Below are 12,884 nucleotides of genomic sequence, written 5' to 3'. Positions count from 1 at the left end.
AAACATACCCCGGCGTTTTACGCGTCAAGGTTTCTAAAACCCACTCCGACCGGCACACCGACGTTGTCGATCAAGCGCACTCCGCCCACGGTCGCAGCAACGAGCAGGCGGGCGTCCCCGACACTAGGCGCTGGGCCGAACGCGAGCGACCGCAGCTCCACATATTCCGGGGTCACACCGCCAGCCTCGAGCACTCCCGACACCGTCTGCAGAATCCGCTCCGGCCCGTCTTCGGCGACATGCGCGCCGGCGGTCAACGCAGCGCCAATGGCAAGGGCCGCGTCCTGGGATTCCGGTGCGACATGCTCGTTGCGCAGTGACATGGCGATGCCACCGCTGGCACGAACCGTCGGCAAGCGGTGCAGCTGCACCTCCATGCGCAGCGCGGTGACTGCGTGCTGGAGCGCGACGAGCTCCTCGAAGTCCTTCTCCCCGACCACCACATCCGTCGCGTGCGTGGCGTTCATCGCAGCGACAGTGCGCGTGACGGCATCAGCGATCGCGTCCGGGTCCTCGAGGTGGTCCAGTTGCGGCGTGATGCGCACCGCCGGATCGAAGCTGCCGTGAAAGACCACGTCCACCCCCTCACGGGCGAAGTCCGCGGGAACCTCCGCGCCGGAGTAGGTGACTATGACCATGCTGCCCAGCAGCGACTTCGCGGCGCGAATCAGGGAAATGTGGCCGGCGTGAATGCCCTCCCCGAGCGGGACGAGCGTGACGCGCTTACCCGTCTTGCGGAACGCGCGGCCGTAGGTGGCCAGCTGCGCTGGATCGGTGACAACAGTGGCTGTGCCCGGCGTGAACGTCATGAGTCCCAAGCGTACGGGCCAGCGAGTGTCCGGCCTACATCGGGCGTTTGCCCAGCGCCCACAACTCTTGGTCCGCAAGCTTGTTGCGCGAGGCGTAGCGGCGCTCTAACGCGGCGTACAAGGTCGCAATATCCGTGCTTTCAATCGCGCCGTAAATCGACTCGAGCTCTTCGACGTCGATCGTGTCTGCCATGGGCTCATCCTCTGGGCCCCAGAACTCGACCGCGTCCGGCTCGATCGCGCGAATGTTGCGGCGCAGGATGTTGTAGGCATCCATGTTCACCTCGTAGGACAGCGCCCGCATCCGCTCGGCGGCCTTGATCGCCGGGCGCTGGCGGTCCTCAATCAGTGTCACGTTGCCGCCGGTTTCGCTAATGAGCAGGTTGACCACGGATTCGCCGACTTCATCCGCCGCCGAGGTCACCCAGTAGTTCTTCCACACCCGGTGCGCCGCCATGACAATCGCACCGTTGACCTCGAACGGGTCGAGCGCCTGCACCCCGGTCTCCACCGCGGTGTGCAGCACCATCTGGCCTTTGCGGATCCGCTGCGACATCCCCTCCGCAAGCACCGGAATGGCCCACCAGACTTGCTCGATGACGATGAGGTCGAACGGCTCCAGCGACTCCCCACCGGTAATCGGGGTGGTCCGGTGCCCGACACGAGCCAACTCATCAGCCAGGTCGGTCTTGCCCATATACCCGACGTGCAGGCGTGGTGCTGGCATTACTGGCCCCTGCTGCGCGCGAGCAGCTCAGCGACGGTCAGCGATCCATCGCCGCGCTCGTCTGCGCGGCGGCGTCCGCGGGGTTCATCTCGTTCGCTGCGGGTCTCTGCGGCGGCACGCTCTTCGGCTTCTCGACGTTTACGAGCCTCCATCTCAGCCCGCTGCGCCTCCTGCGCCCGCGCCGCTTCCTCGCGCTGGCGGCGCTCCAGCTCCTCGCGGTGGCGACGCTGCTCTTCTTCCCGCTGGCGGCGCTGGGCCTCCTCGAGCTGGCGGCGCTGCTCCGCCTCGTGTTGACGCTGTGCTTCTTCGAACTGGCGGCGCTGCTCTTCTTCCCGCTGGCGCTGCTCGCGGGCGGCGCGCTCGCGGCGCTCGGCCTCAGCCTTTTCCTGCGCCTCGCGCGCAGCCTGCTCGCGGTCGATCTCTTCCTGGCGCTCGCGGATCAGGTCGGTCAGCGGGTTGCGGCCCTCAGGAGCGCGGTGCGATCCGACGCGGCCGGCGACAGCATCCGTGGACGGCGCGCCCGACAGTGAGGATGAGCCTGGGCCAGTCTGGCGCGCGGTCGCGCGCGGCGGTTCAGGTTGCTCCTGGACGCGGACCGGCTCGATGCGGGAGGTCTCGTCCTCTGCACCCGGGCCCCGCCAGCGGCGGGACGGCATTTGCTGTGCTGATTGCGGATGCTGCTGCGTCGGGCGTTGTTGTTGTGCTTGAGCCCGCGGCGGTTGCTGCTGCGCGTCGGAGCGGACAACGTGACTGGTGCGTGACTCGATCTCGCGGACCCGCCGCGCTTCGGCTTGGAGGGCCGCCGGCTCGTAACCGAATTCGCGGCCGGAGAGGTCCTCGAGCTGGGCGCGCAGGTTTGCCAACTCTTCGCGGATCTCGCGCAGGATCTCCGCATCAGCGGTGGTAGGCGGGAGGCCTTCGGCGGCACGGGCGGCTTCATTGCGGGCGTTGAGGGCATCGATTTCGGCGGCGTGCTCGCGACGCTCGGCGTCGAGAAGCGCTTGGGCGGCATCGCGGTCATGTCGCGTGCGGGTGACCAGCATGAAACCAAGAATTGCGGCCCATAGGGCGGCGAGCAGGGCGACCTGGAGCCAGACGGAAGAATCGCTGATCAGCATGATCACAGTTGCAATCAATGCCAGAGCGATCAGGAGCATCATCCACAGATTGCCCCCGTCGCGCGATCGGGTCCGTCCTGCCTGTTCAGTCATGCCCCTTACCTTAACCCGCACCTTCACCCTCATTAGGTGGCGACACTTCGCAGGAACGCTCAAGAATAACACCAGCAACGCTTAAGAAAACTGCGCCTGCGAGTCCCGCGAGCACCCCGGGCGCGTCTGCCTCTGCCGCGGCAAGCATATTTATCCGCGGCACCACCCACAATGTGAGGCCCAAAAACCAACCGCCCAGTACCGCCCCTGCCCAGGCGCCGGACTTCCCGATCACCAGGAAGTTAGCCACCATCATCGGGTTGAGTTGGGAGCGGTCCAGACCCACGCGGCCCTCATCACGCCGGCGGCGCACCATCACCGCCAGGAAGACGCAGAGCGCGCCGACCGCCCACAACGGCAACGCCCACACGATGGACACTGTCTGCCATGAGCCGTAGAAGCGACGCACCAGGATCAGCGCGGCCGCGGCGAAGAACCCCGCGGTTCCGATGAGAGCTGCGATGTCGGTGCGTTTCACGGCTCCACCTTCCGCACCTCGGCGACTTCCGCGGGGGCGAGCGCAGCCAAATGCTTATCGACGTCCCCGCCGACCTCCCCCCACGGCACCAGCACAAAGGCTCTCTCGAAGGCGCGGGGATGCGGCACGGTCAGTTTCTCGGTGGCGCGGGTGATCGGGGCGCCGGTGTCGTCGAAAAGCGCAATGATGTCCACGTCGAGCGTGCGCGGACCCCAGCGGACGTCGCGCACGCGGCCCGCTTTGCGTTCGAGGCGCTGGCAGCGGGCGAGCAGCTCTTCGGGCGACTCCTCGACCTCAACGATGAGCACTTGGTTGAGGAAGTCCTGCTGCTCCACCCCACCCCACGGCGGGGTGCGGTAGAGGCTCGAGGCCTCCACGAGTTCAGCGGCGAAGTCCTCGGCCACCTTGGCCAGGTGCGCGCGCGAATTCCCCATGTTGGACCCGGTGGAAATGACAGCGCGCATCACGGTCAGGCCTCCTCGGTGCCTGCGCGGCCAGGCGTGCCGGGGCGCACCATCGTCGGCATGGACGCGGCGGTCTTGCGGGAGCGGCGGGAGGTGACGGCGACGTCCTCAAGCGCAACGCCCACGGGCGCATGCGGCTTGTGCACAGTGACCTCGATGGCGTGGAGCTGGGTGAACTCGGCAAGCGCAGCGTCGGCGATCTCGGTGGCGACGGTCTCGATGAGCTGGCGCGCAGTACCACCCGCGATGTCCACAACCAGTTGCGCCAGCGCGGCATAGTTCACGGTCTGCGTCAGATCATCCCCGGCAGCGGCGGCCGCGAAGTCGAGCCAGCAGGTGATGTCGACGGTGAACGGCTGGCCGAACTCCGTCTCATGCGGCAAGACGCCGTGGTTCGCGTGGACCTGGATGCCGGTCAGTTGAATGCGGTCAGCCATTGCTTCCTCCTGGGGTGTTCTGCGTGCTGGCGTAGTCCGCACCGAGACGCCATGCGGCGGCGACATCGACCGCGTCACGCGACACATCGACTTCGTGCACCCGGACGCCCCATGCGCCGAGGTGCGCGCTGATCGCCGTCACCGCGCTCGTCGCGGGATCCGCCAAGCCCGGGTTCGCTTCCAAGCCGCGGTTGGCCCGGACCTCCATGAGGAAGCGCTTGCGGGAGGCGCCGACGAGGATCGGCAGGTCCCCTGCGATGAGTTCCGGCAACGCCTGGAGCAGAGCCCAGTTGTCGGCGGCGGTTTTCGCGAAGCCGAGGCCCGGATCGAGCACGATCTGGGAGCGGTCCACACCCGCCTCGACCGCGTTGTCGGTCAGGCGCTTCAGGGTGTCGCGCACGTCGGCCACCACGTCTCCGCCGTGGTCAGCCGCACCGGCCGCGTTGCCGAACTCACCGCCATTCAGAGTCCGCCAGTGCATGAGGCACACCGGCAAACCGGTCTCCGCCATAACGCGGTGCATATCACGGTCGGCTAGGCCGCCGGAGACATCGTTGATCATGTCCACACCGGCTTCGGCTGCGGCAAGCGCTGTCGACGCGCGCATCGTGTCCACCGACGTTCGGATTCCCTCCGCGTGCAGCGCCGCGATGACCGGCTTCACGCGCTCGGCTTCGAGGTCTGCCTCCACGCGGGTGGCACCCGGGCGGGTCGATTCGGCGCCGACATCGATCATGTCCGCCCCCTGTGCCACCAGGTCCTTCGCGTGCGCGATGGCGGCGTCGCGGTCGAGCCACTTGCCGCCGTCCGAAAAGCTGTCCTTGGTGACGTTGAGGATTCCCATGACCATCGTCCGGCCCGGGGTGGTCAGCTCCTTCACCGTGGTCATGCTTTTTACCCCCTGATCAGGCTCAACACTTCGGCCCGCGATGCGGCGTTGCGCTTGAAACCGCCGCGCACAGCCGAGGTCGTCGTCGTTGCGCCCGGCTTGCGGATACCACGCATGGCCATGCACAGGTGCTCGCATTCAATCACGACAATCACGGATTGCGCCTGCAGCTTATCGACGAGTGCATCCGCAATCTGACTCGTCAACCTCTCCTGCACCTGCGGACGCTTCGCGTACATATCCGCCAGCCGCGCTAGCTTGGACAAACCGGTGACATGACCGTCACTGCCGGGGATGTAGCCGATGTGCGCCACGCCGTAGAACGGCACCAGGTGGTGCTCGCAGGTGGAGTAGATCGGCACATCCCGCACCAGGACGAGCTCCTCGTGGTTCTCCGCGAACGTCTTGTCCAGGACCTCCGTCGGGTCGACGTGCAGCCCAGCAAAGACCTCTTCGTAGGCGCGGGCGACACGAGCCGGGGTGTCCACGAGACCTTCCCGGTCCGGGTCCTCCCCCACCGCGAGCAGCAGTTCGCGCACAGCGGCTTCGGCGCGCTCGCGGTCGAACGCGGGGCGCCCGCTGCCATCCCCGGTGCCGGGCTCGACGATCGGTTCCACTTCTTCATCGCCGGCCAACAGGCCAGGATTGACGATGTCGTCGATGTTGTCGATGTTGTCTTCAGGCTTGGTCACAGTCACTCCTCCGGCTTCAGGGGGCGGGAGTTACCCGGGTCAGCGTCTGGACGTGGCAACTGCTGGGTCGGATCAGAATCCTCCGACGTCGGCTCAGCCACCCCAGAAGCGTCCTGGCTCGGCGCCGATTCTTCACCCGGCGCGTCCTTCTTGTCGTTCCACTGGTGGTCCGGCTGCTCATTCTCCGGCAGACGGAAACCGATCAGCTCCTGCTGCGGCGGCTGGCCCTGCGGGTGCGCGGGGTAAGCGTTCGTTCCCGGGTGCTGCGGCTGCGGCTGACCCTGCGGTGCAGGCTGCGTAGCACCGAACTGTTCAGTCGGCTGGTTCGGCATGGGCTGGGGCTGTGGCTGAGGTGCCGGCTGCACAGGTGGAACCGGCTGACCAGGCTGGCCCTGCTGGCTGGTGCGTCCGTCGCCGGCGTAGGACCAGTCAGCCGGGGGCTGGGGACCGTCGTAACGCGGGCGGGGTCCCTCGCCGCCGGGGTACGGTGCGGAACCGGTCGGGCCTGCCCCGTTCTGGCCGTCCTGGTTCTGGCCGCGGCGCCAGCGCGAGGATCCACCCTGGGTGTAACGCTTATTGTAGTCCTGGTCCAACTCAGCCTTGCGCTGCGCCTGTCGGCGTTCGCGTGCCTGCTGGGAAGCCTCGAGCAAGGAGAACTTCTTCGGCGGTTCCTCGCCGCGTTCCTTGGCCAGCTCCACCGGGGTCTTCACCGGTTCATAACCGGCCTGGCGGGTAAAGCGCGAATCCACGATGGGCAGGTCCGCATCCTGCGGGTCGATCCCGTCGAAAGTTGCTTCCAAGTCGCCGCGGCGCAGGGTTTCCTTCTCCAGCAGCTTCGAGGCCAGCGTATCCAAGTAGTCGCGGTGGTCCGCGAGGATGGAGTAGGCGCGGGCGTGTGCGACGTCGATAAGCTCACGCACCTCGCGGTCAATGGACTCCGCAACTGCCGGCGAATAGTCCAGCGAGCCACCGCCCATCGCGCGGGCGAACGGATCTCCGTCCTCGTCGCCGTACTTCACGGTGCCGAGAGTGGAGCTCATGCCGTACTCCATGACCATCGCGCGGGCGATCTTCGTGGCCTGCTCAATGTCGGCCGACGCGCCGGTAGTGGGCTCGCCGAAGACGAGCTCCTCGGCGGCGCGGCCGCCCATGGCGAAGACGAGGCGAGCATAGAGCTCGTCGCGGTTGTACATGCCCTTGTCGTCCTCGGCGGCCGTCATGGCGTGACCGCCGGTGCGGCCGCGGGCCAGGATGGTCACCTTGTACACGCGTTCGATGTCCTTAAGCGCCCACGCGGCGAGCGTGTGGCCACCCTCGTGGTAGGCAGTGACCTTCTTCTCCTTCTCGGAGATGATCTTCGACGAGCGGCGGGGGCCTCCGACGACACGGTCGGACGCTTCTTCGAGTGCGTCGGCAGTGATCACGTTGCCGCCGATGCGGGCGGTCAGCAGCGCAGCCTCGTTGAGGACGTTGGACAGGTCCGCACCGGACATGCCGGCGGTGCGCTTCGCCAGGGAACCCAAGTCGACATCGGGGCCGAGCGGCTTGTTCTTCGCATGAACTTCGAGGATCTTCTTGCGGCCAGCCAAATCCGGGTTGGTCACCGGGATTTGGCGGTCGAAACGGCCCGGGCGCAGCAGCGCCGGGTCGAGAATGTCGGGCCGGTTCGTCGCGGCAATGAGGATGACGCCTTCGCGGTCACCGAAGCCGTCCATCTCCACGAGCAGCTGGTTGAGAGTCTGCTCGCGCTCGTCGTGGCCGCCGCCGGTGCCGGAGCCGCGCTGGCGGCCGACGGCATCAATCTCATCGACGAAGATGATGCACGGCGAGTTCTCGCGGGCCTGTTTGAACAAGTCGCGCACACGGGAAGCACCGACACCGACGAACATCTCCACGAAGTCCGAACCGGAGATGGAGTAGAACGGCACCCCAGCCTCACCTGCGACCGCGCGGGCCAGCAGCGTCTTACCGGTACCGGGCGGGCCGTAGAGCAGCACACCGCGGGGTATCTTCGCGCCCAGCTTCTCGTAGATCTCCGGGTCCTGGAGGAAGTCCTTGATCTCCTGCAGCTCGTCGACAGCCTCATCCGCACCGGCCACATCGGCGAACGTGTTCGTCGGCATGTCCTTGGTCAGCTGCTTGGCACGCGAGCCACCGATGCCGAACATGCCGCCGCCCGCTTGCATGCGGTACATGAAGAACATGATCAGGCCGAAGATGAGCAGCATCGGCAACATGAAGCCCAACATCGACAGCAAGAAGGAATCCTGCGTCACGTTGGTGGTGTAGGTCTCCGTCTCCGACTCGCGTACCGCGTTGAAAATGTCCGGAGTCGTGCGCGCCGGGTACTGCGCCTGCACAGACTCAATGCCTTCGCGCTCCTCGACGGTGATGGGTTCGCGCAGGTCCAGGCGAACACGCTGCTCACGGTCATCGATCTGAGCTTCTTCGACGTTATTGTCCGCCAACTGTTGCAGCGCAATAGAGGTATCTACCTCGACGTAGTTGCCCGACTGATCACCGATCAAGGTGGTCAGGTACAGCAGAATCAGCAGGACGGCACCGATGATGCCGTAACGCACGACCAGTTTGTTATTCATCTAGCCCTTTTGCTTGGTGGGGAGGGGGTGAATGGTTTCTAGCTATTACACCCTACTCACGGGCTGGACATTAAATTCCCGGGCGGAACGTTCGCTCACAGCGTCGCCGTGAACGACCGGTCAGATCTCGACAGATTCCGGGCCTTCTTCACGCGCAGGAACCGGTTCTTCGCCCACATCCGAATAGACCCGCGGGTGCAACGTGCCGATGTACGGCAAATCGCGGTAGCGCTCCGCATAGTCCAAGCCGTAACCGATGACGAATTCATTGGGGATGTCGAACCCGACGTCGAAAAGCTCCACCTGCGCACTCTGCACCTCAGGCTTGCGCAGCAGCGTGACCACCCTCAAGCTCTTCGGCTGGCGGCCCTTCAAGTTCTTCATCAGCCACGACAGGGTCAGGCCGGAGTCGATGATGTCCTCCACGACCAGCACGTCGCGGCCGGAGATCTCCTTGTCCAGATCCTTCATAATGCGGACCACGCCGGAACTGGTGGTCGAATTGCCGTAGGAGGACACGGCCATGAACTCCACCTGCGCCGGAATCGACAGCGCGCGGGCGAAGTCGGTGAGGAAGTAGACCGCACCTTTGAGCACGCACACGAGGATGAGGTCATCGTCGGCGTCGCGGTACAGCTCCGAAACTTTGTCCGCCATTTCCTGGATGCGGTGCTGCAGCTCCTCTTCCGGGATGAGCACTGCCTCCACGTCGTTGCCGTAACGGTGGTCCGGGACGTTGAAGTCCTTCTTGTCGTGCAAGTCAGCCATGTGCGCTATTGTGCCAAAACTCTGCGCGAACGACCCACTATTAGGTGGGAGAAAGTTGGCTAGCTACTCAACGTACAGCCGCCCGTTCGCCCGCCCCACCCGCGCGCCAGCGACATCGACAGGCCCTTGCCCACGCCACTCAACGCACAGCTTATCGACGCTTCCTACCTGCCCCCCACCCAACTCAACCCCGTAAGTCCGTAACCACGCCCTGATGCGGCGCTGCCGAATCGGCGCGGGGTCGGCGGCGAGTTCAGCACAGTCGTTCGTCGGGCTGAGGTCATACGCTTCGTCGATGAGCGCGTTGTCAGCAGCGATCCGCTCTGCCGTTTTCGCCAGCGGTGCGGCGGCGTCCCCGCCGATGAGGTCACCGAGGGCGGGGATGATGGACTTCCGGACGGCGACTCGTCGATAAGCGGTGTCGTCGTTCATCGGGTCGTGCCACGGCTGCAGGCCCAGTTCCTCGCACGCGCCGACGGTCTCCGCTCGTCTGACCTGGAGGAACGGTCGCACGAGACGGCCGCTGGCGGTTTCTGTCACCGGCGACATCCCCGCCGGGTTTCCGCGCAGAGCACCGAGGAGCAGGGTTTCGGCCTGGTCGTCGAGGGTGTGGGCAACCCACACGTCGCTGCCGTCCGCTTCTGCCTCAGCGAATAACGCCTGGTAACGAGCCTCGCGCGCAGCCGCTTCGACGCTTTCCCCCGGCGCGGTCTCCACCTCGACCCGCACAATTGTGGCCGTGACCCCGAGGGTTTCCGCCGCCGCTCGAGCCTGCTCCGCCACGCTTGCCGACCCCTCCTGCAACCCGTGATCCACCACCACCGCCCGCATGTCACAGCCTTCCGCCGCCGCAGCAGCGACCAACGCCAAGGAGTCCGGCCCGCCAGAGAGGCCGATGACGGCCGAGCGCGCAGTATCGGTGTTGGATCGCACGGCGCCGGTATGAGCTCGCACGGCGTCGGCATGAGCTCGCACAGCGCGCCGGCACGCGAGGAAGTGCGGTGAGACCCGCGGCCAAAACGGTTCAACCGGTGGCATCAGGCCGCCCCCGAACCCGATTGACTAGAAACAAACGACTGGAATGTTCCTTTTGGGCTCATATTTCCGGCATTCTAGTCACCTGTTTCTAGCTAACCGGGATTTTGAGGGGCGCGGAACGGCACGTAGCCGAAGGCCCGCCCCAGCGCGGCCCGCACCGCCGCCCCCGCGCGCCCCGCGCCGCCCCGGCCCTGCGGCGCCCGGCTAGTACTCCCGCAGGGTGGAAGCGAACTGGTCGAGGGCGGCGCGGGCAGCCAGGACTTCGGAGTCGTTACTGATCATCGCGAAGGTGTACACGTTGCCCGCTTTGGAGGTGACGGTGCCCACCAGCGCGGACGTCCCTGTCAGCGTTCCGGTTTTGGCGTGGACCCAGCCGCGACCGGAGAGGTCGCCGTACCTGTCGATAAGCGTGCCGTCACCGCCGGCGACAGCCAAGGTGGTTAGCAGGTCGCGCAGTTCGTTGGTGGAGGTGGCGCGCACCATGACGTCGTCAAGCAAGCGCGGAGGGATGAGGTCGAAGCGCGACAGTCCCGACGAGTCCGCGAGCGTGACTCCATTGATGTTGAAGCCGTGCTCTGTGAGCGCATTGAGCGTGGCCTGCGGCGATGTACCTCCGCGTGCGCGGGCGATCTCGCGGCCGATCGCTTCCGCCATGACATTGTCGGAGTCCTTCATCATGTCGCGCAGACGCTCGGTCAGCGGCGGCGACTCGACCGTGGCCACGACTTCGCCGTCGGCTGGCGCGGGACCGAAACCGACAGTCTCCGCCCCCACGCGGTCGGCGATGCTTTGCGCGACGTCGAGCGCCGGCGTATGCGTGCGCGGCACGTCACCAACCGGCTCACCGAGACGCCCGCCGTGCACCATGATCGGCTCCATCGGCGCGATGTAACCGCCGTCGATGTCCTCCGGGTCCCAGCCCGGCATGAACGTCTCCTCGGGCCAAATGCTCTTGTCCACGTACACGGCAGATGCGGAGCCGACCTTCGCCGCGAGTTCATCTACGTCGCTCGGCGTGAGCCACACGTCGCCCGCGGCCTTTACCGTCACGGCATCGCCTTTGCGCAGCACCTGCGTGCTCACAGTCGCGTCAGGCTCCAGCGTGTACAGCGCAGCGGCCGCGGTGAGCAGCTTCGTCGCGCTCGCGGGCTGCAGCGGCTCGCCCGCGCGCTGCTCGAAAACGGTCTTCCCCGTCAGGCCGTCGCTGATGCGCACATGCAGCGTCCCCAGCGCAGGATTCGCGGCTTGCGCCGCGAGCTTATCGACGAGCTCCGCCCCATCAACCCCCTCCGGCGACGCCTCCTGCACCGCGAGCGGGGCAGGCTGCGTCATGCTGTAGGCCGGCGCATGGGTGAGTTCCCCCAGCTCGTGCTGCACCCACACGCCGGTGCCGACCACGCCGGCGACGGCCACCAGCGCTGCCGCGCCGACGGCCCACGGCCACTTCTTGTGCTTCTTGTCGCTGCCCATCAGAAACTGATGGTATCGCGACAGAGGCTATTTACTACTTAGAGCCCTTGTACAGGACCAGGAGGCTGCTGAGAAAGGCCCACACACGGCCCCAAGCCAGCGCGGCCTCATCCTTGCTCGCGTCACCGTTGTCCGAGCTCTTGTTCGGCTTGTCCGGGGCAGGCTTCTGCTCAGGTGCAGGCGCTGGTGCCGGCTTCTGCTCTGGAGCCGGTGCCGGCTTCTCTGCCGGAGGAGGCACAGGAGCACCCGGGTCAACCGGTACCGGTGCCGGCGCGGGCGCTTCCGGCGCCGGAGCGGGCGGTGCCGGCGGAGCGACAGGCTGCGGTGCCGGAGCTGCGGAGCTCTTCATCTCGCGGACGCTGCTCCCGAGGATCTGCGGGAAGTCGTAGTTGTAGTGATCACCGCTCACCAGCTCCAGCGTGGTGTTGTCGAAGCCGGTCCGCTTGTACTCGGTTTCAGAACGCTCCGCTGCGTGGCGGGCAGAGAAGGTGGGCTGCTCCCGCAGCCAGGTGTCGTTGTGGCCGACAACCCAATCCAGTTTCGTGCCTTCCTTACCGGGCGCCGGCGGGTTAACGGAGTAACCGCCGATGCTGCCGCCACCGATCATGGTGAAAGAGGTGTTGTCGGGCACCCAGGTGGTGTCGTCGAGCATCAGGTGACGGCCGATGAACTCGGCGCCACCGGAGTATCCGGCGACCTCGATAGCCGGGGTCTGCAGCGTGTTCAGGTACTCGCGCACGGCGTCGCACCAGGAATCGACATCGCGGGTCCGCCACCAGGAGTCCTGGTTGTTCGGCGGGAGCAGGAACAGGCTGTCGACGTTTTCGTTCTTGACTTCCTCGGTAATTTTCTGGATGAAGTGACCATCCGGCGTGGTGTAGCGACGGGTGCCGTCACCGTTCAAGAACACGAGTGTTCCCTCATTGTCGTCGGCTGTTTTAAAAACGGGGATGGTCACCCCGTTTCGTGCGGTGTAGTACTGGATGTCGTTTGCAGCAGCAGTTGGCGCTACCAGGGCCGATAGCGTGAGAGCGGTCGCAGAGATGACAGCGGTCAGACGTTTCATAGCCACGTGATTCCTTAATCCAGGGTTAGAGGACACACCTATAGTATTAACGCTTCGCAACTTTGCCATAACGAGACCATAACTTCCAGTGGATTTTCAGCGCTTTCTCCGGAAACGGGCCCCCGGCAACCACCCCCAACCCGCGTTCGGACAGTAGTAAAGGAAGAAATGACGGACGCTACCTCCGACCCATGCACGAGCGAAAACTCCCGTTAGGCGAACTGATCTCTCAGTA

At 65.8% G+C, this 12,884-nt stretch carries 13 protein-coding genes; all 13 read right to left on the bottom strand.

The features are described from left to right. Positions 1-17: 17 nt before the first annotated feature. A complete protein-coding gene (locus KBX17_RS06270; RefSeq protein ID WP_256018961.1) occupies positions 18-809 on the bottom strand; it encodes a pantoate--beta-alanine ligase in 792 nt (263 codons plus the stop codon). A 34-nt stretch (positions 810-843) separates the two neighbouring features. Next, positions 844-1,536 carry a hypothetical protein gene (locus KBX17_RS06265; protein ID WP_256018959.1) on the bottom strand — a complete coding sequence of 231 codons (693 nt, stop codon included), beginning with the start codon at positions 1,534-1,536 and terminating at the stop codon, positions 844-846. Further along, positions 1,536-2,747 (bottom strand): DUF6779 domain-containing protein, encoded by a 1,212-nt coding sequence (locus KBX17_RS06260; RefSeq protein ID WP_256018958.1) that lies wholly within the window; start codon positions 2,745-2,747, stop codon positions 1,536-1,538. The genes KBX17_RS06265 and KBX17_RS06260 overlap by 1 nt, the downstream gene beginning before the upstream one ends. A gap of 10 nt (positions 2,748-2,757) precedes the next feature. Further along, the gene (locus KBX17_RS06255; RefSeq protein ID WP_005288526.1) at positions 2,758-3,225 is read right to left on the bottom strand and encodes a DUF3180 domain-containing protein; all 468 of its coding nucleotides are present in this window, start codon (positions 3,223-3,225) and stop codon (positions 2,758-2,760) included. Beyond that, positions 3,222-3,689, bottom strand: a complete 468-nt coding sequence (gene folK / locus KBX17_RS06250; RefSeq protein WP_256019040.1) for a 2-amino-4-hydroxy-6-hydroxymethyldihydropteridine diphosphokinase — start codon at positions 3,687-3,689, stop codon at positions 3,222-3,224. Before folK ends, KBX17_RS06255 begins: the two co-directional genes overlap by 4 nt. Before the next feature lie 5 nt (positions 3,690-3,694). Next, positions 3,695-4,126, bottom strand: a complete 432-nt coding sequence (gene folB, locus KBX17_RS06245) for a dihydroneopterin aldolase (RefSeq protein ID WP_256018956.1) — start codon at positions 4,124-4,126, stop codon at positions 3,695-3,697. After that, positions 4,119-5,015 carry a dihydropteroate synthase gene (folP, locus tag KBX17_RS06240; RefSeq protein WP_256018955.1) on the bottom strand — a complete coding sequence of 299 codons (897 nt, stop codon included), beginning with the start codon at positions 5,013-5,015 and terminating at the stop codon, positions 4,119-4,121. The genes folB and folP overlap by 8 nt, the downstream gene beginning before the upstream one ends. Positions 5,016-5,020: 5 nt before the next feature. Beyond that, a complete protein-coding gene (gene folE, locus KBX17_RS06235) occupies positions 5,021-5,623 on the bottom strand; it encodes a GTP cyclohydrolase I FolE (protein WP_050748861.1) in 603 nt (200 codons plus the stop codon). Between the two features lie 86 nt (positions 5,624-5,709). After that, positions 5,710-8,307 (bottom strand): ATP-dependent zinc metalloprotease FtsH, encoded by a 2,598-nt coding sequence (ftsH, locus tag KBX17_RS06230; protein ID WP_256018953.1) that lies wholly within the window; start codon positions 8,305-8,307, stop codon positions 5,710-5,712. A 120-nt stretch (positions 8,308-8,427) separates the two neighbouring features. Continuing rightward, positions 8,428-9,075 carry a hypoxanthine phosphoribosyltransferase gene (hpt, locus tag KBX17_RS06225; RefSeq protein WP_005288515.1) on the bottom strand — a complete coding sequence of 216 codons (648 nt, stop codon included), beginning with the start codon at positions 9,073-9,075 and terminating at the stop codon, positions 8,428-8,430. 63 nt (positions 9,076-9,138) lie between these two features. After that, entirely contained in the window at positions 9,139-10,008 is an 870-nt protein-coding gene (tilS, locus tag KBX17_RS06220) for a tRNA lysidine(34) synthetase TilS (protein ID WP_256018952.1), read from the bottom strand. A gap of 309 nt (positions 10,009-10,317) precedes the next feature. Then, positions 10,318-11,583, bottom strand: coding sequence for a D-alanyl-D-alanine carboxypeptidase/D-alanyl-D-alanine-endopeptidase (dacB, locus tag KBX17_RS06215; RefSeq protein WP_256018950.1), 1,266 nt, complete (start codon positions 11,581-11,583; stop codon positions 10,318-10,320). Between the two features lie 34 nt (positions 11,584-11,617). Continuing rightward, on the bottom strand, positions 11,618-12,649 hold the full coding sequence (locus tag KBX17_RS06210) for a hypothetical protein (RefSeq protein ID WP_256018949.1): 1,032 nt from the start codon (positions 12,647-12,649) through the stop codon (positions 11,618-11,620). Positions 12,650-12,884: the final 235 nt, after the last annotated feature.

It is taken from the genome of Corynebacterium sp. CCUG 65737 (assembly GCF_024454115.1).
Classification (GTDB): Bacteria; Actinomycetota; Actinomycetes; order Mycobacteriales; family Mycobacteriaceae; genus Corynebacterium; species Corynebacterium genitalium.
The sequence above is the reverse complement of the archived record's forward strand: the minus strand, read 5'-3'. Positions and strand labels throughout refer to the sequence as shown.